Here is a 25,150-nt window from a genome sequence, read left to right as displayed (position 1 = left end):
TTCCCTATCTCGGGAGGAGACTTTTTTATTTGTTATAAATAGCTGGGGAAAAGGAGTGGAGAAATGAAGTACGGATTTTGGTTGCCTATTTTTGGTGGTTGGTTGAGAAATGTAGAGGAAGAAAATATGCCACCCACGTATGAGTATGCGAAAACAATCATTCAATCAGCAGAAAAGTGGGGATATGATACAACATTAATCGCGGAACTATACTTAAATGATATTAAAGGCACTGACAAAGATTCGTTAGAGGCATGGTCTACGGCGACAGCTTTGGCAGCAGTAACAGAAAAAATTGAGATCATGGCAGCAGTTCGCCCCGTATTTCATAATCCTGCTGTAACTGCGAAAATGGCGGCAACTATTGACCATATTAGCAAGGGGCGTTTCACATTAAATGTAGTTTCGGGTTGGTGGGCTGAGGAGGCGAAGCAATATGGCGGCGATTTTACTGAACATGACCAGCGCTATGATAGAACGGCAGAGTTTATTGAAATTTTGAAAGGCTTATGGACGGAAGATACATTTTCATATCAGGGGAAGTTTTATCAAATAGATCAGGCAAAGCTTTCGCCTAAACCAGTGCAACGTCCTCATCCGATTTTATATGCTGGCGGTGAAAGTGAAAAAGGCAAACAAATCATTTCATCATTGTGTGATGCTTATGTCATTCATGGTCATACAGTGGAGGAAGCGAAGGCTAAGATTTCTGATATGAAGACGCGTAGAGAAGAAGCTGGTCGTGAGCCCTTTAAAACCATTGGAATGGCAGCCTATGTGATTTGCCGTGATACGGAGGAAGAAGCGCAGGAAGAGTTAAAACGAATTACAACGGTGAGCAATCTAAGTGGATATGCAGGCTTTAAAGACTTTACATCTAAGTCAGAGCTTGAACATCAAATTCAGTTACAGGATTATTCAGTATCTAATCGCGGAATCCGACCGAATTTAGTTGGCACACCTGAGCACATTGCAAATCAAATTATAGCCTTTGAGGAAGCTGGAGTTGATTTACTATTATTACAATGTTCTCCACAGCTAGAGGAACTAGGACGCTTTTCGAAACAGGTTATGCCGAAAGTGGAAGAATTAAAATCCACAATCATAGAAAACAAAAGCAGGGGGCAGGAATATCATGTCTAAAATATACGTAATTCATGAGAATAGTGAATGGACAGAACATCTATTTAAAAGATTAGAAGAGTTAGAACTTCCTTATGAAGATTGGAATCTTGTAAGAGGGACAGTTGATCTTACGTCTGTTCCACCTGAAGGGATTTTTTACAATCGCATGAGTGCTTCATCTCATACACGAGGCAACCGCTTTGCTCCAGAGTTAACAAGTGCTGTTCTCTCTTGGTTGGAGCACCATGGCAGAGTAGTGATCAATGGAAGCCGTGCCCTTCAGCTAGAGGTAAGTAAGGTCTTACAGTACTTAGAACTAGAGAAGTACGGCATCAAAACACCGAAAACAATTGCTGCAGTAGGAAGAGAAGAAATTCTTAAAGCAGCGGAGGAATTTGGCACAAAGAAATTTATAACAAAGCATAACCGAGCTGGAAAAGGGCTTGGGGTACAGCTTTTTACGTCTGTAGATGCTCTGCAAAACTATATTGATAGTGATAGCTTTGAGGAACCAGTCGATGGAATTACATTGCTGCAGGAATATATCGAGTCTCCTGAGGCTTTTATTACACGTAGTGAATTTATTGGTGGAAAGTATTTTTATGCTGTTCGGGTGGACACTTCTGAAGGCTTTGAATTATGTCCTGCCGATGCATGTGCAATTGATGATCTTTTCTGCCCTGTTGGAGAAGAAAGCGCCAAACCTGCAAAATTCCAGATTAGAGAAGGGTTTGAACATCCTATTTTTGAGAAATATGAACGTCTGCTAGCAGCCAATGATATTAAAATCGTGGGTATAGAGTTTATCCAAGATAAAGAGGGCCAAATTTACACATATGATATTAACACGAATACCAATTACAACAGTGAAGCGGAAGCCAACGGAGATATTTATGGAATGCTTGAAATTGCTAAGTATTTAGGTGGAGAGCTTAAAAAATTGGAAGTGACTGTTTAGGTAGCGAGTTAATCTTGGCTTGCGTATGGCCAAATCAATTGGACAATAAAAAACGGCTGAGGCCGTTTTTTTTTTGCTTTTTCAAAGCAAAACAATTGCAGTACAAGATTTAAACGGCACTAATTTAGTAGCTTTGCGAGGACAACGCTTTTTCTGTGGGATTGTCTGAAGTAAACATTTTTAGAAGAAGTTAAATCAATATAAAAGTGCAGGTTTCTTAAACTGATTTTGATTATATGATGTTTTAGTATATTTTCAATGGATTTATAAACTATTGTTTGAATATCTTGCGCATGTTATGAAAATAACCGGGTTTTTTCCATAGCTGACATTGTATAATGAACGTATTATTATTCCAGCTCACAGTATGACAGGGAGGAGTTGCTATGCGAAAGATAACCGAGCTACTCAAAAAACCGTGGTTTCTAGGGAGTATAGTTGTTCTGTTCGTGGGCGCGATCTTATGGAACATCCCTATTGAGAAAAGAAAGTATGGGATTTCCCAAAGCGGTTTAGTAACAGACTACACGGGCCTTCTTCCTGAACGTGTTGAAAAGGTCGTGACTGCGGAAAACCGAAATGATTTGCAAAGGATTGTAAAAGAGGCAAATAAGAACGGCCAGAAGATCTCAATTGCTGGGTTGCAGCATTCGCAAGGGGGTCATACATATTATAAAGATGGTGTTGTTCTCGACATGCGGACTTTCAACAGGATACTAGAAATTAACAAGCAGGAAAAAAAGATTCGAGTAGAAGCAGGAGCTACTTGGGAAAATGTCCAAGAGGCAATACTCCCATATGGTTTAGCCTTGAAAGTGACACAGTCTCAGTCCATTTTTACAATTGGCGGTTCCCTTTCAGTAAATGCACATGGGCGGGATATCCGCTTCGGTCCTTTAGCAGAAACAGTCAAAGAAATGACGTTATTAACCCCAAAAGGTGAAATAAAGAAAATTACTCGGGATGATCCAGGTGAATGGATGAAGTACGTATTTGGCGGATATGGATTATTCGGTGTAATTTTAGATGTAACATTAGAATTGACGGAAGATGATCTATACACCATCCATACACAAAAGTTGAAGACTAGCGAGTATGAATCCTATTTCAATCGATTAATGAATCAAAATAATACAGCAATGCATTATGCCCGAGTGAGTGTGGCGCCAAGCTCCTTTTTAGACGAAATGTATGTCATCGATTATAACTACACTGGTAAACAGGCGCAGAAAACTTTACTCAAAAAAGAACAAGGTGTCCGTCTATCCAAACTCGCCCTTGATTTGGGACGAAGAGGCGGTACTTTAGAGGATTTATTTTGGAAATCACAAAAAATATATATCAGTTCACTTGATGGAAAAGAGATTACGCGGAATAACGCCATGCGCTCGGAATCTACATTCATGGAATATACGAAGCCTGGTCGGGTGGAAGTGCTTCAAGAATTCTTTGTACCAGTTCAAGCCTACGAAGACTATATAAATGAGTTAAAGCAGGTTATTCCAATGAACGACAAAAAAGAGGATTTCAAAGTTCATAACATTACGGTTCGATATGCGGCGAATGACAACTTAACGTCGTTGAATTACGCCAAAGAAGATATGTTTGGTCTTGTAGTACTAATACAGCATGGATTAAAGGAAAAAGAAATAGAAAACGCCACATCGCTCATCCAGAAGTGGACAAACTTAACGCTCAAATATGGAGGGACCTATTACCTGCCTTATTACCGGTATCAAACAAAGAAACAATTTAGGAAGTCTTATCCTAAGTGGCAAAATTTTGCTGACGAAAAGCAGAAGAGGGATCCAAATCACGTCTTTCAGAATTTGTTTTATGAACACTACGTAAAGTGAAGGAGTAGAACATGAATCATAAAAATGCAGGCGTAATCCCGCTTGTGGCAACAGTAGGACAGGCCATTATTTTTCCTTATTATATTGTTTGGCTGAAGGAAGTATCGTTGACATTCACTTTATTTGCCTGGTTCTTTGCTGCATTTTCGTTTGCGGCTGCTTGGGGGTACCAAATCTTTCAGTCGAAAAAGAATAAGGACCAGTCTTATATCATTTTGGTGTATGGAGGAATGGGCGTTGTGTACCTTCTAGTTGGCAGTATCAATCAGTGGTCTGAAAGCCTTCCTTACGCGGTAGCGCTGTTGCAAGTTTTTCTTGGTGTATTACAGGGTTACTTTCGTGCATGGCATTCTGAACAAGAAACATATCATTTACATGCTGTTCACCATTATTTAATCGTCGGGTTCATGATGATTGGTTTTACCTTTATTAAAATAATTTCTCCCGTTGTATATATTACAATTTTTGGTTTTTTGTTGTGTTTGTGCAGCTTGTGGGAGCTTATTTGTAAAAGAAAATTTCGCTTATCTAAAAAGGTTTAATCGGGTCAATCATAAGTTCCTTGGGGATTCGGTGGGGGTGCCAGCTCGTATTTGCTGGCTAGAATATGGCGATCGTCATCGCTTCGCTTTAAAAGTAAATGAAATGGTTCGAATGGGGAATTGAGCTCAGATCCTGGCCTGGGCGTTGTTCGCCACGCAGATGCGGGTTAGGATATCGCCATCCAAACGGCGAAAGAAAAAAATGTACACATCCCGATGCTGAATAAAAAGGGATAAAAAGATAGCTAGATAATAAAAGGCAATGCAGAAAAATCTGCACTGCCTTTTTTGATGAAATAAATTACCTAATGAATGAAATATATGTTTGACTATATGGTTACTATACACCTTAGGATATAAGTAAGGAGAATAATAAGTAAGTAACTAGGGAAATGGCATGGCTATTTAAAAGCAACAAACATTTTAGGAATTGAATGAAAAAGGAGATAGAAGAGGGAATTTTATGGTGAAATCAATGAAAGATCAAAAAATGGTTATTGTTATATTGTTAAGTAATATTTTTATCGCATTTCTTGGAGTTGGATTGATTATTCCAGTCATGCCATCATTCATGAATTACATGCATTTGTCAGGTGGTTCTATGGGAACCCTCGTAGCCGTGTTTGCGGTATCGCAATTGATTGTTTCGCCTTTTGCAGGTAGGTGGGTTGATAATCTGGGAAGAAAAATCATGATTGTTTCAGGTTTATTTATTTTCAGTTTATCAGAGCTTATTTTTGGATTAGGAACGAACATCTTCATTTTATATATATCAAGAGCATTGGGCGGCATTAGTGCGGCATTTATTATGCCTGCTGTTACAGCCTATATAGCGGATATTACAAGTCTTGAGGAAAGACCAAAAGCAATGGGCTATGTGTCAGCTGCGATTAGTACTGGATTTATTATTGGACCGGGTATTGGTGGGTTTATTGCTGATATGGGCATTCGTATGCCATTCTTCTTTGCTGCAGCGATCGCACTCCTCGCAGCCGTTTCTTCAACCTTCATATTAAAGGAACCCATATCAAAAGAAGAGCGCAAAATCAATTTATCAAAGGGTAAAGAGACTACATTCTTTAAAGATTTAAAGGAATCAGTCAAGCCGATTTACTTAGTTGCATTTATTATTGTCTTCGTTTTGGCGTTTGGCTTATCAGCCTATGAAACCATTTTTAGCTTGTTCTCAGATCATAAATTCGGTTTTACAGCTAAGGATATTGCAACGATTATTACGCTTAGCTCAATTGTCGCTGTCATCGTTCAAATCGTGCTATTTGGAAAATTGGTTGAGAAACTCGGAGAAAAAGGGCTGATCCAGCTTTGTTTAATCGTAGGTGCTATTTTAGCCTTCGTTTCTACTATGATTTCTGGATTTATAACCGTCCTAATTGTCACTTGTATCATATTCCTAGCCTTTGATTTACTGCGTCCAGCACTAACTACATCTTTATCTAAAGCAGCGGGCAATCAACAAGGGTTTGTCGCTGGTATGAACTCGACGTATACAAGTCTAGGAAATATATTTGGCCCCGCTCTAGGTGGTTTCTTATTCGACATCAACATTAACTTCCCATATATTATCGCCGGTATATTTATGCTAATAGGCTTAGCCTTTACGTTGATATGGAAAAGTAAGAGAGTGGAAGAAGTATCAAATGGGTCTGGATTGAAAGAAGCCAATTAAAAAGCTAAAATCAAATCTCGACTATACGTAGTGAGTGCCTTTGCCAATTACGAAGGTTAATAAATACCAAATTCAACACTTAAATAGATTTTTTAAGCCCCCTAACTGTAGGGGGTTTTTTTATTTAGCATAGTGCTAAGATTTCAATCCTTTTTAAGCCTAGTAGACAAAACGTTAAAATAGTCTTTCACAAATTCTCTAAATTGCTGTGCAGTCTCTGACAGATAGTTGCTTTTAGACCAAGCTAGCCCGATTGTCCGTAGACAATGAGGCTCTGTAATGCGAAGGCTATGTGGGAATTGACCAAATTGATGAAGCAAAGTCATTTCTGGAATAAAGGCAATACCTAATCCTTGTTTCACCAAGTCACCAATCACCGTAGGATCATCACCTTCAAAGGCGATATGAGGAGTGAACCCTGCTTCGTAGCAAAACTGGTCCGTTAAATTACGGAATCCATAGCCAGTATGCATTTGAATAAAGGATTCATTTTTTGCTTCCTCTAGTTTAATCGTATCTCGATTTGAAAAAGGATGCCCGGGTGGTACGATGAGATAGACTTCTTCCGTGATCAGCGGTTCCCATACGATATCTGGGGCGTCAATAGGAATGGAAGATAGGCAATAATCGATTTTCCCTTCCACTAATTGTCCCTTTACGAAAGAGGAAGGCTGTAGAAACTGCTGGAATTTTACATTCGGATAATGAGATAAAAAGCTCTTTAGAAGATCAGGTAGAACGCGTGGAATGGTAACAGCCAGTGTAATCTTGCTTTCCTGCTGATTGGAGAGCTCTAAAATTTCCTTCCTCCCTTCATTTAACTCCAAAAATACTCTATCAACGCGTTTTAAAAACAACTTCCCAAACTCATTTAATTTGATCTGACGATGTTCTCTGTTAAATAGAGGTGCACCCAAATCTTCTTCCAATCTTGATATCGTTTTACTGAGAGAGGGCTGGGCAATCTGCAGCTTTTTGGCCGCTTTTGTCATATGCTCTAGCCTTGCAACAGTCTGGAAATAATGTAGCTGTAATAGTTCCAAAGATGGTAGTCCTTTCATATATAGATTTGAAGCTATCATTTAATAATTAATAATGTATTATACAACATGCATAAAAGTAATTACTATAAGTAAGGTGAAAAAAATTGAGGATGTGATAATACTTGAAGGGCTTACAATTGATTAAGCGCGATTTTATGGCAATGTGGAAGCATTCTCATGGACGTATTGCATTAATTTTTCTTCTAATTGTACCTTTAATCTATGCCGGATTCTTCTTAGCAGGATATTGGAATCCCTATGGCAAATTAGATAACTTGCCCGTAGCGGTAGTAAACAAAGATACTGGTGCTATGATGGGCAAAGACCATATCAAAGCAGGTAAAGACTTTGTAAAGGAATTAAAAGAGAACAAGGAATTGGATTTCCACTTTATTTCGGAGGAGAAGGCCAATAAGGGGCTGAAAGATGGGGATTATTATATGGTGATTACCGTTCCCGAAGATTTTTCAAAACACATTAGTACCCTAATGGATAAACATCCAGTTCCTGCACAACTTCTGTCAAAGACAAATCCAGGCGGAAATTTTGTAGCTTCGCAGATCAGTACAACTGCAATAGAAAAAATAAACGAGAAGATCTCAAACAGTATTACCAAAACATATGCAAAAGGTGTGTTTGATAAATTCCAAACACTCGGCAAAGGTTTAAAGAAAGCTGGAGACGGAGCAGATGAACTTCACACAGGCATAACGAATGCTAAAGATGCCGTTGCAAAATTGAATAATGGATTTGGCCAGCTTGATCAAGGCATGAATCAATTGTCCACAGGTAGCCATAAGCTTCTCAATGGGGAAGAGACACTTTCAGCTGGTGCAGCCAACTTGGAAAAGGGTTCACTTTCATTAGCGGATGGCACCAAAAAACTGTCGGCAGGCATGAATACGCTGAAGACTGGTGAACAGCAGGTTGCTAACGGGGCAAAACAATGGTCCTCTAGCAATGAAAAACTGCTTCAAGGACAAACAAAAGCAAATAACACGGCAAAGCTTTTGCAGCAGCAAATGGATGCTTATACAAAATCGCATCCTGATGCGAAGAAGGACCCAGCATTTCTAAAGATGCAAGCAATGGCAACTGGACTTGCACAGGCAACTGAACAGCTTGAAACAGGACAAACACAGCTTGCACAGGGAGCTGAAAAGATAACTGCTGGACAGGAAAGTGTTCATGCAGGAATGGAAAGTTTTTCTGCTAATTTGGACAAAGCAGCATCTGGAGCAAGTGAATTAGCAGCAGGCACAACTAAATTTAGCAATGGCTTCGAAGAATGGAGCAAAGGCTATACGACATTAAATAGTGCCATCGATAAAGCAGCCGAAGGAACAAAACCGTTTAAAGAAGGCACAGCTAAATTAATGGATGGAATGGGCCAATTATCTGATGGCTCTAGTACCCTTTCCTCTAAATTGAAAGTTGCTGCTTCAAAAACAAGTGGCATCTCTAATAATGATGCGTTGACGGATATGTTTTCTGAGCCAGTAATTTTGAAGGAAACAAGTCTTTCTAACGTGCCTAACTATGGATCGGGCATAGCACCTTACTTCCTATCACTTGCTTTCTATGTGGGTGGTATTATGGCATCAAACATCCTGCCGCTTGGCAGAAGAAAAGAACGCATTGTAAATGGTACGCATCATTTGATCAACAAATTGGGGCTTGTCTATACGATTGGTTTTATACAGGCAATGATTGTGGACGCGATTGTATTAGGCGTCATTAAGCTAGAGGTGGCAAGTGTTCCACTATTTATGCTTTCTAGTGTAATTGTCTCCTTTACCTTTATGACATTTATTTTAATGCTGGTTACTGTATTTGGTTTAGTAGGGAAGTTCCTAGCCGTTACTTTCCTTGTTTTCCAACTAGCAACCTGTGGTGGGACATTCCCAATGGAGCTTGGAACTCCACTGTTAAGCAAGGTAGGGCAATGGATGCCTATGGCTCATTCGCTCAAGAGTATGCAGGAGGTCATTTCTCTAGGAAATTGGCATGAACTGCAATCTCAATTACTTTACTTAGTCATTTACCTTGCTGCAGCTATTTTGATTGCATGGGTGGCAAGCCATATTCAACATCGTGAAAAACCGGCTGAGGAAGTCGTAACTTCATAAGGAAAAGGGAGGGCATATGCCTTCTCTTTTTTGTTGTCTTGAAACAATCGTGAGATTATATGAGAGGAGTGGTGTATAGTAATTTAAGATTTAAAGTTAAATCCTATCATAACGTCAGCAATAAACAATCGACTAACTTCTCAATAAACTGATTCATCTACTCTACGAAATATTCAGTTTTGGATTATAAGCATTTATGTATATTATCTATAGAGTGAAAGCTTATAAATGAGGAAGTAATCGCCATTCTGCACTAATATTATGTTGATTGATAAAAATAAAAACGAAAAAAAGCTATAATAGAAGTGATGTACCAATTTAACGGGGGGCAGGCAATGAACAAAGAAAAACAGCTCTTAATGAATTTCAATGATGTATACAACAAAATCGTGATGCTTAATAAGCCAAAGATGGAAGAGAGCCTGAAGGGACATAAGCCTTCTGAAGTGCATTGTATTGAATCAATTGGAAAAAGCGGCAGTGCAAATGTAACGCAGCTTGCGGAATCCCTTTATATGACGAGAGGTGCCATAAGCAAATTAACGAAGAAGCTTTTAGAAAAGGGGCTAATCGAAAGCTACCAAAAGCTTGATAATAAAAAAGAAATTTATTTTAGGCTTACTGAATCTGGGAAAGAAATTTTTACAATACATGAAGAGTTACACAATGAATTTCGAGAGCGAGATAAAGTTGTATTTGAACAACTAACCGAGACGCAATTTGATAGCATGCTCGGTTTTTTGGAAACCTATAGCAGGCATTTGGACGAAGAAATAAAGAAACAAGACGTACCTCATCACTAAATGCTTATTCATAAATCTTATTGTAACAGTCTGATCCATCGATCAAGACTGTTTTTTTAAATTATATTTTTATTGACTAGGAAACAAAATGATGTTATTTTTGTTTCTGTGGAAACTAAAATAATTTAAAGGGGCTTAATATATGAACAAAAACATATCACAGAAAGTAGGAATACCTAGAGAAATTCTTACAGCTGCTTGGGCAATTGCGCTTGGTGCGATTGCTCCAATGCTTGACTCTACCATGGTGAACATTGCAATTGACAAACTAACAAATGATTTTCATACAACACTTGATACTATCCAGTGGGGGATTACAGGATATATACTGGCTCTTGCAATTGCCGTTCCCGTATCTGGCTGGCTTATGAACAAGTTTAACGGAAAGAATATCTTCATCGGGGCAGTTATTGCCTTTGGTCTTATTTCTGTTTGTGCAGGGCTGAGTTGGAATATTTCTAGCTTTATCATCTTTCGATTGCTACAAGGGTTCAGTGCAGGGATTATTACAACGCTTATGTCAACATTATTGGTCAAAACAGCCGGCTCAGAAAATTTAGGAAAAGTAATGGCCATCGTCAGTACACCAATGATTTTAGGGCCAATTTTAGGCCCTGTGATTGGCGGTTTTATAGTCCAAGGAGCATCATGGCATTGGATTTTCTTTATTAATGTGTTTATCATTTTGATTTCTGTGCCATTTATGCTGAAAACAATTCCCGACTTCGAGCCATTCAATAAAGAGAGCAAACTGGATGCATGGGGAATTGTCAATTTGTCTGTCATGAGCGCGACATTGATTTACGGTGTAACAAAAGCAGCAGCCTATGCATCATTCTCCAATGAGAAAACTATCTTTTGGATTGGGATTGGTTTTGTTTTTGGTGGAATTTATCTCTTATATAATAGAATGAATAAAAATCAAACTGTGCTACCGCTGAATTTATTTACGCATAAGAGTTTCTTAGCCTCAAGCACTGGATTGTTTTTGGCGAATATTGCTATTATGGGACCCATGTTAATACTGCCGTTGTTTTTTCAACGAATATTGCATTTTACCGCAATGGAAGCAGCGCTTGCATTAATCCCACAAGGAGTGGGAATGCTTGTTGCGCGTCCAATAATCGGGAAAATGATTGATAGGATTGGAGCTAGAAACGTTGTTATCGTTAGTCTTGTTCTTTCTTTATTTGGAACCTTTCCGCTTCTCTCTATTACGGGTCAAACAAGCCTGGTTTGGATTTCTATTATATTATTTATTCGTGGAACTAGCGTTGGGGGAATAATGCTTCCATTAATGAGTGACGCTTATACGGGTCTCGACGATAAGGAACTTCCAGAAGCAGGCGTTGGCATCAATATGATTGAAAATATTGGTTCAAGCTTTGGTTCGGCATTAATTGCAACAGTTGTGGCAACGACCGTACAAGGTTTGCAACCAACACTCAATAATGAATTAAAAGGATATCATGCTGGTTTTTTGGTTTCCGCACTTGTCCTTATAGTCATTTTTATTCCAAGCATCTTCCTTACACATAAAAGGAAAGATTTAGAAAGAACTTAGGTGGGATGAGGACACTGAAATTCATGTGCATAGTGAACAAGGAAAAGGGATTGAAATTACCGTTATTCTGATGCAATAGTTTATGAAAAAAGCAACTGACTGATTCAGTTGCTTTTTTTGTATATTCACTTAGAGAAAAGGATGATAAACCAACAGATAGCCGATTAAAGTCATGGCGCTGATAGTTGCTATATACATGAGTTTATTGTTTGCTTTTTGATAAAACCAGCTGCCTATTAGGAGTAAACTAATGAAATCGAAAAACAGCTGAAATAAAAAAGTATGATGATTGTATAGATAGATGCCCACAGCTAATGTTTCCGCAGCTAACCCACTTACAGGCAATGCATATAAAAGACTGCTGATCCTATTCTCTTTGTTCCAATAGTAGAGTACGTAACTAATAGCACTACATACTAAAGCAAAAACGCTATAAAGTATAAAAAGATTCCATTGAAATTCTTCTTCGTAGAACCTTGGTGTGAAAAAGCCGAGTAAATATTTTAAAAGGTAAAAGCTTACATTCATACCCATTAAGTATACGAATACATTAATAGCCGCATTTATATTTGAGACACTAAAGTAGATGACCAATGTTACTGTGACCATCCAGAAGCCATATAATGTGGCGATTGAACTTAGACTCCAAAGATTATTATAAGGAAAGAAGTCTGTTAACCTACTGATAATCCCGGTAGCTAGTCCTATACAGAAAAAAAGACTGTAGGATTTTAAAGTATGTTGGTTATTTGTAGAATGTATCGCTACTGCCATTCAATTGCTCCTTCTTGTGTAATAAGCTGTATTCATCTTTTTATGACATAGGCTGCTTTCCTTTTCCACTCAACTGAAAAGTCAGCAAAAACGCGAATGCTCCGATGAGGGTAGAGTTGGCCAAGAGATTAAAAGCTCAAACAGATTATCCATCACAAATTTGAATGACAATATTCATTAGCCTTTTATTTTCTTCAGAAGAAGATACGTTTTCGTCTAACATGGCTCCTGCAATTATTGGCAACCATTGGAGTATTTCGCTTTTGGATATGTTTATATTACAACAATATAAGTGTAAATATAGCTCAGCTAATTCAATGGAATGCTGAGATAATAATAAATAAGTACGACATACGTCTGCACGGATATCCCCAGCACTAGCATCTACCCAATCAATGATACTAACTACATCTTCGTTCATAATTAGATTAAATGGGTGCAGATCCCCATGGCATAATCTGGGTTCATACTTTAAAGAGTTTAACCTACTAAATAACGCCTTTTTTTGTCTTTGATTTAGGGATGGAGCTGATTCAATCTTACGGCTAACTTTTATATCCATACGTTCAATTTCCTCTGATTCTACCTTGACTTCATGTATTCTTTTTTGAATATTAACAAGGACATTAATCTGGGTTCATACTTTAAAGAGTTTAACCTACTAAATAACGCCTTTTTTTGTCTTTGATTTAGGGATGGAGCTGATTCAATCTTACGGCTAACTTTTATATCCATACGTTCAATTTCCTCTGATTCTACCTTGACTTCATGTATTCTTTTTTGAATATTAACAAGGACATTAATCTGGGTTCATACTTTAAAGAGTTTAACCTACTAAATAACGCCTTTTTTTGTCTTTGATTTAGGGATGGAGCTGATTCAATCTTACGGCTAACTTTTATATCCATACGTTCAATTTCCTCTGATTCTACCTTGACTTCATGTATTCTTTTTTGAATATTAACAAGGACATTAATCTGGGTTCATACTTTAAAGAGTTTAACCTACTAAATAACGCCTTTTTTTGTCTTTGATTTAGGGATGGAGCTGATTCAATCTTACGGCTAACTTTTATATCCATACGTTCAATTTCCTCTGATTCTACCTTGACTTCATGTATTCTTTTTTGAATATTAACAAGGACATTAATCTGGGTTCATACTTTAAAGAGTTTAACCTACTAAATAACGCCTTTTTTTGTCTTTGATTTAGGGATGGAGCTGATTCAATCTTACGGCTAACTTTTATATCCATACGTTCAATTTCCTCTGATTCTACCTTGACTTCATGTATTCTTTTTTGAATATTAACAAGGACATTAATATATTGCTCAGCCTCATTTTGATTTTTTAATAGACGATGCCCTAAGGTTTCACCGTTGATGTATTCCATTATTATTGCCTGTATTCCGTTTATCTTTCTAACCTCTAATACTTTTGGAACATTCAGCCCACATGAATAGGCAAACTCTTGTTTCTTAGCTTCATATAATGATTCAGTAGGTGGTAGATTTTCTTTGAAAACCTTTACTATTTTATTATTCCATAGATATAGATTGGCAGTATTACCGGTAGCGATCAGATTTCCTTTAAAATTCATACCTTTCCTCCAATCAATCATTTATTAAATTTTGAACTCAGACTCCAAGGGTCCTTCTATGACACACTTCGCTTTACTTTTCCACTCAACTGAAAAGTCAGCAAATACGCGAATGCTCCGATGAGGGTAGAAAAAGCCAATAGATTAAAAGTCCATGTGTAGCCAATCCAAGCTGACAGCGGAATAGCAATAGGTGCAAGCGCTCGACCAATCGTGAAGCGAAGGCTGCCTGCTGCAAAGTATTGACCTCTCATATGCTCCGGTGAGATTTTGGCGATAAAGCTATCTTGAATGCCTACGACAATTAGTTCCGCAGTTGTGAAAACAAACATGCCTAAAATGATCACCCAAATACTGGTCGTATAACCGAAAATCAGCATAGCTAGGCCGTATAAGCAGGAAGACATGATAAATACATTGCGTTCTTTATATTTCGTCATCCATTTTGAAATAAATACCGTAAAGAGGGCAACGAGCAGTCCATTTTCGGCAACAACCCAACCGAATGCCTTCTCTCCTGAAGCTTTAAGGGACCAATCACCAAAAGAAAACAGATTCTGTACGGGAATCATTTCTTTCATGTAAACGGCGAGTAATAGATCCATTTGCATAAAAGCTTGCGCTGCGAAAATGCCGCCTATGATAAATAACAAAAAGACCTTATCCTTAATAATGACCTGATAATCCTTCAATTGCTCTTTTATCACAGTGAGCCAATTACTAGCTTGCTCATTGGATGTGGATGACCCTTCTAGAGATGCCGGCGTGGTTTCTCTGATGAATGCATAAATTAAAAAAGCGACAAAAAAGCTGGCTGCGGCACTTGTGATTAAGAGTCCGAATCGATGATCGAAGAAAAAGATGCCGCCTAGTATGGGGCCGATTACCACGGAGATATTGATAGCTGTATAGAAAACAGCGAACACCTCGCTGCGATGCTTTTCAGGAACCACATCGGCCACCATCGCATGGCTGGCCGGCATATAAAAGGAACCGAAGAAACCAAGTATGGAGAAGCAAATAAAGCTGAGCATAGCCGATTGAAGCCATGGTGAATTGGCTAAAGCAAAGGCAATGAAAGCAAGCCCTTGGCCGAACATCGAGATGAACATCATTCTTTTTCGGCCAAATTTATCGGCGCAATAGCCGCCAATCAAATTGGTGAAGACGCCTACAAGCTGAGAGACGATAAGTAAGATGCCTGCGAGCCCTTTTCCCAGTCGGTCTGAAAAATAAATGGCCATATACGGCAAGAACATCCAAAGTAACATGTTAGTTAGAAATTCACCGTAAAGCCGGACCTTCAAATTGCGGTCCCAATCCTTCCATTTCATATGTAATTCCCTCAATTCTATGATGTTTACAAATTGGGAATCCTTTCGTTATTTCTATTAATTAAAAATTTTCCCACTTTTAAAAGTTACCATGTCCTTTCCCTACATACAACCGTTTTTGAAGAGGTCAGATTTCTCTACATGCTAAAGAAGGGGAAAACAAAACCCCTTCTTTCTATTATTATCCTTGATACTGTTTTCAGAGTGACTGCATAGGAGATTTCATATGAACTGGAACAACCTAAAGCAATTTGTAAGTATTAGCTTCATAGCTTTCTTACTTACTATTCTTATTAAAGTTGCATGTTTATCATAAATACCAACGTTTAGTATTGCGAAAAATAAAGAGTAGGGTATAATGTGAGTACTTATTAAGTACGGACACCAAAAACTCAATTCATTATAATTACAAGACAACACTAATACTGTTAGCCATGAGAGTAGACGCGGAAACGTCTACTCTTTTTTTATCGCTGTTTTCGTAAATATTGTTGATTTAAAGGATATTTAACTTTACACTAAAAGGAAATTTAAGATATATGTGTTATAAGTATTGAGGTGATGTTATTGTTTAACGTATTTTTAATAACTCATATAGTTACAGGGATGATTTGTTTAATAAGCGGGATATTTGCAATGTCTTCTAAAAAGAAGAGAGGGAAACATACTGTATCTGGCGAGATATACCACTGGTCTTATGTTTTTGTATTTATAACAGCTTTGGTTATGTCGGTAATTCATTGGGAAAAAAGCCAATATTTATTCTACATCGCTCTGTTTTCTTATGGGCTTGCATTATTGGGCTATTTAGCGGTCAAGAAGAAGTGGAAAAATTGGATAGGTGCTCACATAGGAGCAATGCTAGGTTCTTATATAGGTATTGTAACTGCAACTTTAGTAGTTAATATTCCGAGTATACCAGTTTTAAATGAACTGACTATTTTGTTATTCTGGTTTCTACCTACAATAATAGGAACTCCGCTCATATTTAAAGTAGGTAAAAAATACGCTCCAAAAAAAGAAGTTAATTTTTAAGCGCTTCTTACATTTTATAGCCGTCTAAAACCCTGTATTGCCGGAGTTTCTTATTCAACAATCGGGCGCTTTTCTCCAATAAGGAAGAGTGTCTTTATTTATGGAAAAGACCATTGAATAAATATATTATATAATAAAAATCATTGGAAATTTGGGAGAAACGATTGAATACTAACCAAAAGGCAATAGAGCTATTTGAACAAAATGACTATGAAGAGGCTTTAGAGCTTTTTCAAAAAGCACTAAGAGAATCTAGGAATATCCAGTCACTGAATAATCTTGCTTGGATATACAGCTACGAGGAAGAGAATGATCAAAAGGCTCTCGAATTAATAGAAGAAGCCATTGCTATGAATCCTAAGACGTATTTCCCTTATAACTTACTCGGGGAAATTTACTTGAGGCAAAAAAAGTGGAAACTTGCTTTAGATACATTATTGAAATCCATTTCGATTCAACCTTCCAATGAAGCTTATCATAATTTAGCTTTAGCAAAGTACCATCTTGGAGATTTCACGGAAGCCTCTAACTTTTTTCTACGAGTTGCAGGCGATTCTGATGATGTGATGTTAAGCCATGTTAAATGTTTAATTGATCTTGGAATGAAAAAAGAAGCAAAAGAGAAATTAGATGCATTTAATCCAGGTGCAGATGATTATGTAGGGGAAATTGAAGTTGCTGATTTGTATGTTGAAATGGAATGTTTTGAGAAAGCGATCTTTTGGTTTGAAAAAGGATGGAAAGAATACTTGAAAGAACCTTATTGGGTTACTAGGTATATCTATTCTCTTTCTAATACAAAAAATAGTAACCGTATCAATGAAGTAGTATATGAAGCTATTCAGCAAAAGGACGAAGAGATTAAAAATGCGCAGGAAGAAGAATGTGATGAGAATTGGACAGAAGATGATAAAGAAGAATATATTCAGCAATTACTTGCAGACAAAAATGATTATAAGAATATGGTCGAAATATCATCTGAACAAATCCCATCTATAGAATTTGAACCTTCAATAACTGGGGGCTGCTATTTGTTTGGTTGTAAACGTCATAACCATTGTGAATACGAAGAGGTAACAGAAGAGATTGACTTCTGAAGAAATAATTAAAACTTTTCCTTCTTAACTATGTCTTATTGTGAAGGAACACAGATAGAAAATGATCAAGCTTTTTTATAAAACCGATATTTAAATCTGCTTAAAAGGATGCATTTTGATCAACCTTTCTCAAAATGGATTCTTTTTATTTATCGATAAATACTGGTTAGTAGGGTATTCATAATTGGGAGCGATTGTGGATGAACAAGAATAGAAAATGAACAACCTTTTTCACAAAAAGGGATCCTTTAATGTAAGGTGAAATTCAGGTTTACAGGGTGTTTTCTAGATAACTTTATTTTAAAGCACAAAGACAAAATTCACTTTCAGCTTCGAGTGAGTTTTGTCTTTTTATATAATCATATACTTGAAATGTCCGGTGTACCATTTTCTAGAAAGGTCATATTTTAAGGTTATTCCTGTATTATTTTGCATATCGATATGATGCAGAAAAGTCTCCTTTAATATCTTTTTTCTTAGATTTAAATTTTATAAGGTCATAGTGGGAATGTTTGCTATAATTAAGAATATACTGATTTTTGCGAATATAATAATGAGGAGTGTGTTTAATAATGATTTCTTTTCCGAAACCAGATGTTTCACAGTTTTTAAGAACGTTTTCGATTGAAGATTTTGCGGTCAGCCCTGATGAAAAGCAGATTGTTTTCAGTACCAATTTGAGTGGAAAGTATAATTTATGGGCGATGGACTTGCCTAATACATTTCCTTATCCTCTGACAACGATTGATCAAAGCTGCCAGGCACTCTTGTATGATAAACAAAGCAAATTCATTATTGCTGGATTTGATTATGACGGGAATGAAAATACTCAATTCTATGGGATTCCTCTAAAAGGCGGGGTAATGAAAGAAATCGTTCATGAAGAAAATACGCGTAATTTCCAACCGTTTTTATCTGAAGATGGGAAAAAACTTTTTTATACATCATCTAAAGAAAACCCTTCTTACTTGAATTCCTATTGTCTACATTTAGAAACAGGGGAAGAAACGAAGGTTTTAGAAGGGAATGGAGGAGCGACCTATCTGATTAGTCAAAGTCCAGATGAGTCTTCGTATCTTTATTTGAAAATGTTTGCGAATACTTATATGTTGATGTATGCAAAACGTGGTGATGAGGATATCTTACTCACGCCTCCAACGGATAAGCAACATACTGTAAGTGATGGCGTGTTTGTATCAGATTCAGTGGTCTATTTGTTGACGGATTATGAAGCGGACTTCACATACCTGGCTTCTTATAATCTGGATACGCAAGAATTTAAAAAAATAATAGAAATAGAAAACGAAGGATTTAGCAGCTTGCAATATGATAAGGAACGAAAGCTTTTGTATATCGCTAGCGAAAAAGGTGTAGAAGACCATTTGTATGAATACAATTTAGAAAATGGCGAGTGGGATCAGCTAAAGACGCCTGCTAGTGTCATTGAAAAGCTGGTTGTGGAGAAATCAGGCACTTTGTATTTATTAGGAAGAGGCGCCACAAATCCTCGCAATATTTATAAAAAAGTAGAGGACGAGTGGGTATCTTTAACAAACTACACTGTGCCGGGTGTAGAAAAGGATGATATGGTCGAGCCTGACGTGATTACATACCCGTCCTATGATGGGCTTGAAATCGAAGCATTATTTTTCAAGGCGAAAAAAGAAAATGATAATGGTGAAATTATCTTCTGGCCGCATGGCGGGCCGCAAGCATCAGAACGGAAGTTTTTCAGAGCTTCTTTCCAATTCATGTTGAATCAAGGATTTAGTATATTTGCGCCAAACTTCCGCGGTTCTTCAAGTTACGGATTAGAATTCATGAAGATGGTGGAAGGAGATTGGGGTTACGGGCCACGTCTCGATAATGTCGCAGGTTTGGATTGGCTCATCGACAATGGGTATACAGAAAAAGGGAATATCTTATTGATGGGCGGAAGCTACGGCGGTTATATGGCATTGCTTTTACATGGACGCCATGCGGACTACTTTAAGGCAGTTGTTGACATTTTTGGTCCTTCTGATTTATTCTCGTTTATTCAATCAGTGCCGGAAGACTGGAAGCCGATTATGGATCAATGGGTAGGGAATCCAGAGAAAGATAGAGAAAAGCTGATTGAATACTCGCCAATTACCTATCTAGACACGATGACCAAGCCGATGCTTGTCATCCAAGGTGCAAACGATCCTCGCGTCGTAAAAGAAGAATCCGATCAAATCGTCAAAGCCTTACAGGAAAAAGGGTGCGATGTGGAATATATGTTGCTAGAAGATGAAGGGCACGGCTTCTCGAAAAAAGAAAATGAAATTGCCGTATACCAAAAGATTCTCTCGTTCTTTAATCAGTTTATTGGGGTGAAAGTTTAGTTTTAATGACTACTATGAAATTAGCTTTTAATTGATACTTTGATGTAAAGAAGGTGCCCATATTGGATTACCTTTAAAATGAAGATTGAAGATTCCTATAATTTTAAATATAATATAATAAAATTGAAGGGATGATGGTTGGACGATGAGCAAATAATTCTATTTTACAGGTAAAATGTATACGCATTTACATGAAATAGGATTAGTCTGTCCAATTATTATACCTTGAAACGCGCTTGTTGGCGTATTTATGTATGTTTACTAATCCTTCTGAAAGTTTTCAGGAGGTTTTTTTATTGGCTATGCGTATGCAATCTTACTAAGTAATGGAATTATTAAATGCATAATCTAAAAACCTCTCCCATTGGAGGTAATAATGAATGCCGATTGAAATGAAAAATGTATGTTTTAATTTTGATTCTCTAGATCACCCCTTATTTGAAAATGTGAATATTACAGTTGATACAACTTGGCGCCTTGGACTATTTGGTAGAAATGGTCGGGGTAAAACAACGTTATTACGATTACTAATGGAGCAATATTCTTATACAGGTAAGATTACCAGTGATGTAGATTTTGTTTATTTTCCGTTGAAAATCAAGAGCAAGAAAAAATTGACCTTCTATGCTATTGATGAATTGGTTTCAGTGGAGTTGTGGAAGCTGGAACGCGAATGCCATCTACTGTCCTTAGACAGAGAATTATTATGGAAACCATTTGAACAATTATCTGGGGGTGAACAAACGAAAGTATTACTAGCTGCATTATTTTGTGAAGAATCGAAATATCCTCTTCTAGACGAACCGACGAATCATTTGGATCTTCATACTCGAAAAATTGTGGCAAATTATTTAAAAAAGAAGAAAGGATATATTATTGTCAGTCATGACCAAAATTTTGTAGATGATGTGGTGGATCATATTCTTGTTATAGAAAAGAGACAACTTGCTATTTTAAAAGGAAACTTTACAAAGTACGAACAACAAAAAATGATTCAAGACCAATTTGAAATAGAGCAAAATAGAAACTTAAAATCAGAAATTGAACGCTTGAAAAAGACTGCTAGAGAAAAATCAGATTGGGCAAATAAAAAGGAAAAGTTATCTGGCAATGATTCATTTGGAAAAGCACAAGCAAAACGCATGATGAAGAGATCTCAAGCCATTGCGAAGCGTACGGAAGAGAAAATCGAAGAAAAGACCAAGCTGTTGCAAAATATCGAAACAGTGAGCGATTTAACTGCCAATTGTCTATTTAGCCACAGGACTCCAGTATTGCGGGTGCGTAATTTCACTTTGTTCTATGGTGATAGACCGCTTTTTAAACCTATTACGTTTGAATTATGTCAAGGAGAGCAATTGGCACTTATAGGGCCAAATGGCAGTGGCAAAACATCTATATTGAATTATATTATCAAACAACCATTTGCAGGCAGTGTGAGTGGTGAAACATTTATTCCGAAAGAGTTATCAAAAAGTATTATTCGACAAAATTATGATAACAACAGTGGTTCATTAAAGAATTTCGCTGGTCAAAATGCCATTGACTACTCTTTATTTCTCTCTAATTTGCGTTTATTAGGGATGGAGAGGGATATGTTTGATGTTCAGATTGAACAAATGAGTAGCGGACAAAAGAAAAAGGTTGAGCTTGCAAAGTCTTTAGGCATTCCTGCCGAATTTTATATTTGGGATGAGCCTTTAAATTATTTAGATGTGTTTAATCATGAGCAAATTGAAACCATGATATTGAAATATAAGCCGACATTGTTATTCATTGAGCACGATGAAAAATTTTTATCGAAAATTGCTTCAAAAGTTGTAGAAATTATTCCTTATTAAATCTAAAAATGTTTTGCTTCTAATATAGAACAAAATAAGTATTAGATATTTAGGGGGTTGAATCGCATCTTTTAGATGAACTATTGCTTTACATAATTTTATCTTGTGAAGGAGTTGATTCTATTGAATTTATTATCTAAAAAGTTATTAGGAAACTCTATGTTTGAATGGTTAATCTTTATTCTTGTTTTTCCTATCGGTTTATATTTTATATTTATCAAGATAGCCCTCTCGGATTTATCTTTTTCATAGCAGGAGTGGTCTTTATTGTTCTTTTTGAGGCTGCAGTGAAAAGAAAAAAAGCCAAAAGCAAGATTAATTAAGTAAAACCTAATACATGATCTCTTTAACTTCAGATGGCAAAGTACTTAGTGATCTATTTTTTGCAATACCTATTTACCAAAAGAAGCAGAAGGAGTAATTAGATATATACCAATAAACTTATGATGCAATTTCAAATGCAGGTTTTTTTTAGTAGGAGAAATCGAATCCTTTTATCTTTATTTCATATTTTTAATAACTTTATATTTTTTATTAAAAAAATGAGGTGTTTTGTTTAGGTCCTGTATAACCTATAATGCTCATTGACGCCTGTATGCCCCTTTTTTAAAATTAATTTATAAATTTTTTACAATTGAGGAATTAATCTTAAGTTGTTTTATAAGGTGGTGTAGCAGGTGAAGATTCTCTATGAAGAGTCAAAGTGGAAGAGTATAGCTTCGGCACTTGAAAAAGTGAATGAAGCACACAAATATGACAATAAGTATGAGCATGCAGATGACCTATTTAAGGATTCTAAGAGTGAAATAGCAGACAAAGACATCGATAGAGCCATTTCTTTTAGCCCTCAGACATACCAACCAGAAGCGAAATCCATACGCGAGAAGTACAAAAAATTATATGATTATGCCAAGGGAATTGGTAAAATTATAGATGAAAAAGTAGACGAACCGTTCTATAAAAGCATCGATGAATATATGCAACAGATGGCTGATATGAATGTTTCTGCGTATACAACAGCGAATACGATTAACGTTCAAACAGGGCCCTTTTTTTATAGGCATGATAAAAAGGAAATCAAGTTAACTGATTTATATGAAGCGGACACGGAGTATTCTGATAACCTGAAAGCTGAATATGAGGCGTGGAAGCTGCAAAACCCAGATGTCAAAGCTTCTCAAGAGGATTATGAAACAGCCGCTTTAAATAGTGGTGCCTTTGAATATGAAGGAATCCGTGCGGGACAGGAGAAGAAAGAATTTTGGTTTAATTTAATTGCTACAGGGGTTGTGGTAGGCCTAACGATTGTCTGTCCGCCCGCTGGGCTCGTGGCAGGTGCTGCCTATACGGCCATTGATGTCGGCGGAGCTATCACGGGGGAAGACCTCATATCCGGCAGAAAACTCTCTGATAATGAACGACTAGTAAGAGGGGCATTTGCGATTGTGCCGGGTGCCGGCGCAGCTGCGGGAAAAGCCTTATTAAAAAATATGCCAGCTCTTGCGAATGTAATGAAATCAGCTTATAAAACAGTTGAGAATGCAGGGGGATCTGCCTTAAAGTCGACACTGGAACATGCGAGGAATCTAGGAAAAGCCCATGGTGATCAGCTGAAATTTACCTTAAAGCATCCCGTTCTCGCTGCAGTCACATCAAAGACAGGCCAACAAACAGTCCGCCAATCCGCCAAATTTATCGACAATGCCCTCCGTCCAATCGAAGTCCGTGCGGTTCAAACAAACGCTGGGAATCTAGTCACTGGTGTAGAGCGAGGACTTCCATCAGGCAAACTCCCTGCGAAAGCGGATGAGTATCTAGCTATCAAACAGGCCGAGAAGGATGGGGTATTGGCTGGTAAGGGTACGGGTAGGGATATAAGTAAAATAGAAATCGGGAGGGCCGATTTAGATGTTCTACGTAAAAAATTAAATGTACCTGAGACACATACAATAGCTGTGGGAAAAACTGATATATCAGAATTAAAAGGCAAGCTTTTTGAGGGGAGTTCAATTAAGGTTCGAAGAGAAGCTGGATTACCCGATTTAGATGTGATAATGCCCAATAGAGATATAAGAGCTCCATATGATGGAAGTAATCCGCGTCATATACAATTTATGAAGCACGCTGAAGAAGGAGTTATTAATGAATTTGATATTGAAATCAAAAAATTAGGCATTGATCCAAATAAGGTAGAAGGAACTCTTGCGATACATCAATCAAATCCAAGAGGTGTTTGCTCGATATGTACTCAAGGAATGACTAATCCAAAAAAAGAAGCAGGAATATTTATGCAGTTGACTAAAAAATATCCCAATTTAACAATTGAAGTGACAACTGAAGTTAAAGAAGGTATAAGGGTATCTGGAAAGGAAAGTTTTATTCTTAAGAATGGAAAATTAATTAATTAAATGAGGGATTTCATGTTAGAAAAATTTGTAAAGTTAGAAGCGGATAAGCAAGTTGCATTTTTATTAGGATTAAGTGAAACAATTGTTGATTTGTTAAATACTTCACCAGCGTATAAGGATATAAGTAAAGCTTTGGAAGTTTGTTGGGGATGGCTTGAAAATAAGGAGTACTCTGGAGATGATATATATTTTTTATTAGACGATGGTACAGAATTTACAGGGTTATTTATGCAAATGCAAGATGAAGATAATGCTTTAAAAGGATTAGTTTGGGGTTGTATTGTAGATGCAATATCTTTTACAAATTGGAGAGCTTATCAGTTTGATAATGAAGAATATTTACCTGCACCCATAGAAAATGTAGACGAAAGTATATTACAACAGTTTCTAGATGGTTTTTATGAGATAAAAACTATAAATATAAGAGTTGTTCAAGAATTCATTAATTATTTAAAGGATAGTAATACGTCGCTAAAAAAAGTTGATATTCTAAAATTTTTCGAAAAGCAACAATAAATTTTAAAGCACATGATTATCTAAGATAATCATGTGCTTTTTTGCTTTTATTCCTAAGAATTCTTTCTTGTCAGAATCTCATATCTAAAATAAGAGGAATGAAAAAATTTTTACAATTGGTATTAAAGGATATTTAGTTATTTATTACCTAATTTCAAAATATATTTAAGCAAATTATCATTGGAATAGAGTGAAAGAATATAATCCCTATTATTCATTTTATCTCACTTGACATCTCTCTCTTCTTGCTCTTTAAATAATCGAAGAAACCATTACCATAACTTAATTAGGATTATTATATTATGGTGAGATAGTGAAGAAGTAAATATTTGCGGTGAAATTAATTGTGATGGCTAGTTTAGAACCTTAAATTACGGGTTGTTGTATAAGGGATTACAGTATAAAAATTGTCTATTCTCGAAAGAAAGAGTCATTATTTGTCTAATTATAGAAAGACAAAGTATAAGTCTAAA

General features: G+C 36.8%; 20 protein-coding genes and 1 pseudogene. 16 read left to right on the top strand and 5 right to left on the bottom strand.

The features are described from left to right. The first annotated feature begins 63 nt into the window (after positions 1-63). The 7 genes and pseudogenes from M2M59_RS13490 (at position 64) to M2M59_RS13460 (ending at position 6,168) form a co-directional block, all read left to right on the top strand. Positions 64-1,143: an LLM class flavin-dependent oxidoreductase gene (locus M2M59_RS13490; RefSeq protein WP_249774843.1), complete on the top strand. Its 1,080-nt coding sequence runs from the start codon at positions 64-66 to the stop codon at positions 1,141-1,143. After that, a complete protein-coding gene (locus tag M2M59_RS13485) occupies positions 1,136-2,083 on the top strand; it encodes an ATP-grasp domain-containing protein (protein ID WP_249774842.1) in 948 nt (315 codons plus the stop codon). The genes M2M59_RS13490 and M2M59_RS13485 overlap by 8 nt, the downstream gene beginning before the upstream one ends. Positions 2,084-2,469: 386 nt before the next feature. Beyond that, positions 2,470-3,939 carry an FAD-binding oxidoreductase gene (locus tag M2M59_RS13480; protein ID WP_249774841.1) on the top strand — a complete coding sequence of 490 codons (1,470 nt, stop codon included), beginning with the start codon at positions 2,470-2,472 and terminating at the stop codon, positions 3,937-3,939. Positions 3,940-3,950: 11 nt separating this feature from the next. Beyond that, complete coding sequence (locus M2M59_RS13475; RefSeq protein ID WP_249774840.1) at positions 3,951-4,481, top strand: hypothetical protein; 531 nt, start codon at positions 3,951-3,953, stop codon at positions 4,479-4,481. A gap of 31 nt (positions 4,482-4,512) precedes the next feature. Continuing rightward, on the top strand, positions 4,513-4,605 hold the full coding sequence (locus M2M59_RS13470; RefSeq protein WP_371923788.1) for a hypothetical protein: 93 nt from the start codon (positions 4,513-4,515) through the stop codon (positions 4,603-4,605). Beyond that, positions 4,602-4,718: pseudogene (locus M2M59_RS13465) on the top strand (hypothetical protein); the annotation flags it as partial. The gene M2M59_RS13470 and the pseudogene M2M59_RS13465, both read left to right, overlap by 4 nt. Before the next feature lie 226 nt (positions 4,719-4,944). Continuing rightward, entirely contained in the window at positions 4,945-6,168 is a 1,224-nt protein-coding gene (locus M2M59_RS13460; protein WP_249774839.1) for an MFS transporter, read from the top strand. Between the two features lie 143 nt (positions 6,169-6,311). Here the strand turns inward: M2M59_RS13460 and M2M59_RS13455 are convergent, their stop codons facing one another. Further along, positions 6,312-7,211, bottom strand: coding sequence for a LysR family transcriptional regulator (locus M2M59_RS13455; protein ID WP_147197794.1), 900 nt, complete (start codon positions 7,209-7,211; stop codon positions 6,312-6,314). Between the two features lie 122 nt (positions 7,212-7,333). On the opposite strand from M2M59_RS13455, the gene M2M59_RS13450 reads away from it, so the two are divergent. The 3 genes from M2M59_RS13450 to M2M59_RS13440 all read left to right on the top strand — a co-directional run bounded on the left by M2M59_RS13450 (position 7,334) and on the right by M2M59_RS13440 (position 11,707). Continuing rightward, the gene (locus M2M59_RS13450; protein WP_249774838.1) at positions 7,334-9,340 is read left to right on the top strand and encodes a YhgE/Pip domain-containing protein; all 2,007 of its coding nucleotides are present in this window, start codon (positions 7,334-7,336) and stop codon (positions 9,338-9,340) included. A gap of 335 nt (positions 9,341-9,675) precedes the next feature. Continuing rightward, positions 9,676-10,143: a MarR family transcriptional regulator gene (locus M2M59_RS13445; protein ID WP_249774837.1), complete on the top strand. Its 468-nt coding sequence runs from the start codon at positions 9,676-9,678 to the stop codon at positions 10,141-10,143. A 142-nt stretch (positions 10,144-10,285) separates the two neighbouring features. Then, complete coding sequence (locus M2M59_RS13440) at positions 10,286-11,707, top strand: MDR family MFS transporter (RefSeq protein WP_249774836.1); 1,422 nt, start codon at positions 10,286-10,288, stop codon at positions 11,705-11,707. A 129-nt stretch (positions 11,708-11,836) separates the two neighbouring features. On the opposite strand, the gene M2M59_RS13435 is transcribed toward M2M59_RS13440, so the two are convergent. From M2M59_RS13435 to M2M59_RS13420, 4 genes are all read right to left on the bottom strand, one after another. Beyond that, complete coding sequence (locus tag M2M59_RS13435; protein ID WP_249774835.1) at positions 11,837-12,481, bottom strand: hypothetical protein; 645 nt, start codon at positions 12,479-12,481, stop codon at positions 11,837-11,839. A 145-nt stretch (positions 12,482-12,626) separates the two neighbouring features. Beyond that, a complete protein-coding gene (locus tag M2M59_RS13430; protein WP_256467915.1) occupies positions 12,627-13,082 on the bottom strand; it encodes a phosphotransferase family protein in 456 nt (151 codons plus the stop codon). 500 nt (positions 13,083-13,582) lie between these two features. Continuing rightward, positions 13,583-14,080, bottom strand: a complete 498-nt coding sequence (locus M2M59_RS13425) for a phosphotransferase (RefSeq protein WP_249774833.1) — start codon at positions 14,078-14,080, stop codon at positions 13,583-13,585. A gap of 56 nt (positions 14,081-14,136) precedes the next feature. Continuing rightward, a complete protein-coding gene (locus tag M2M59_RS13420) occupies positions 14,137-15,414 on the bottom strand; it encodes an MDR family MFS transporter (protein WP_249774832.1) in 1,278 nt (425 codons plus the stop codon). A gap of 561 nt (positions 15,415-15,975) precedes the next feature. Between M2M59_RS13420 and M2M59_RS13415 the strand changes: the two genes are divergently transcribed. From M2M59_RS13415 to M2M59_RS13390, 6 genes are all read left to right on the top strand, one after another. Next, positions 15,976-16,449, top strand: a complete 474-nt coding sequence (locus M2M59_RS13415; protein WP_249776023.1) for a DUF2306 domain-containing protein — start codon at positions 15,976-15,978, stop codon at positions 16,447-16,449. Positions 16,450-16,613: 164 nt separating this feature from the next. Beyond that, the gene (locus tag M2M59_RS13410; RefSeq protein ID WP_249774831.1) at positions 16,614-17,546 is read left to right on the top strand and encodes a tetratricopeptide repeat protein; all 933 of its coding nucleotides are present in this window, start codon (positions 16,614-16,616) and stop codon (positions 17,544-17,546) included. A 572-nt stretch (positions 17,547-18,118) separates the two neighbouring features. Continuing rightward, a complete protein-coding gene (locus M2M59_RS13405) occupies positions 18,119-19,912 on the top strand; it encodes a S9 family peptidase (protein ID WP_249774830.1) in 1,794 nt (597 codons plus the stop codon). A gap of 380 nt (positions 19,913-20,292) precedes the next feature. Beyond that, complete coding sequence (gene abc-f / locus M2M59_RS13400) at positions 20,293-21,753, top strand: ribosomal protection-like ABC-F family protein (protein WP_249774829.1); 1,461 nt, start codon at positions 20,293-20,295, stop codon at positions 21,751-21,753. 677 nt (positions 21,754-22,430) lie between these two features. After that, positions 22,431-24,161 (top strand): pre-toxin TG domain-containing protein, encoded by a 1,731-nt coding sequence (locus M2M59_RS13395; RefSeq protein ID WP_249774828.1) that lies wholly within the window; start codon positions 22,431-22,433, stop codon positions 24,159-24,161. Between the two features lie 12 nt (positions 24,162-24,173). After that, the gene (locus M2M59_RS13390) at positions 24,174-24,677 is read left to right on the top strand and encodes an Imm6 family immunity protein (RefSeq protein WP_249774827.1); all 504 of its coding nucleotides are present in this window, start codon (positions 24,174-24,176) and stop codon (positions 24,675-24,677) included. Positions 24,678-25,150: the final 473 nt, after the last annotated feature.

Origin of the sequence: Rummeliibacillus sp. G93 (assembly GCF_023515935.1) — a bacterium.
GTDB classification, from domain to species: domain Bacteria; phylum Bacillota; class Bacilli; order Bacillales_A; family Planococcaceae; genus Rummeliibacillus; species Rummeliibacillus stabekisii.
Note: the sequence above shows the minus strand (reverse complement) of the source record. Positions and strands in the feature narration are given on the sequence as shown.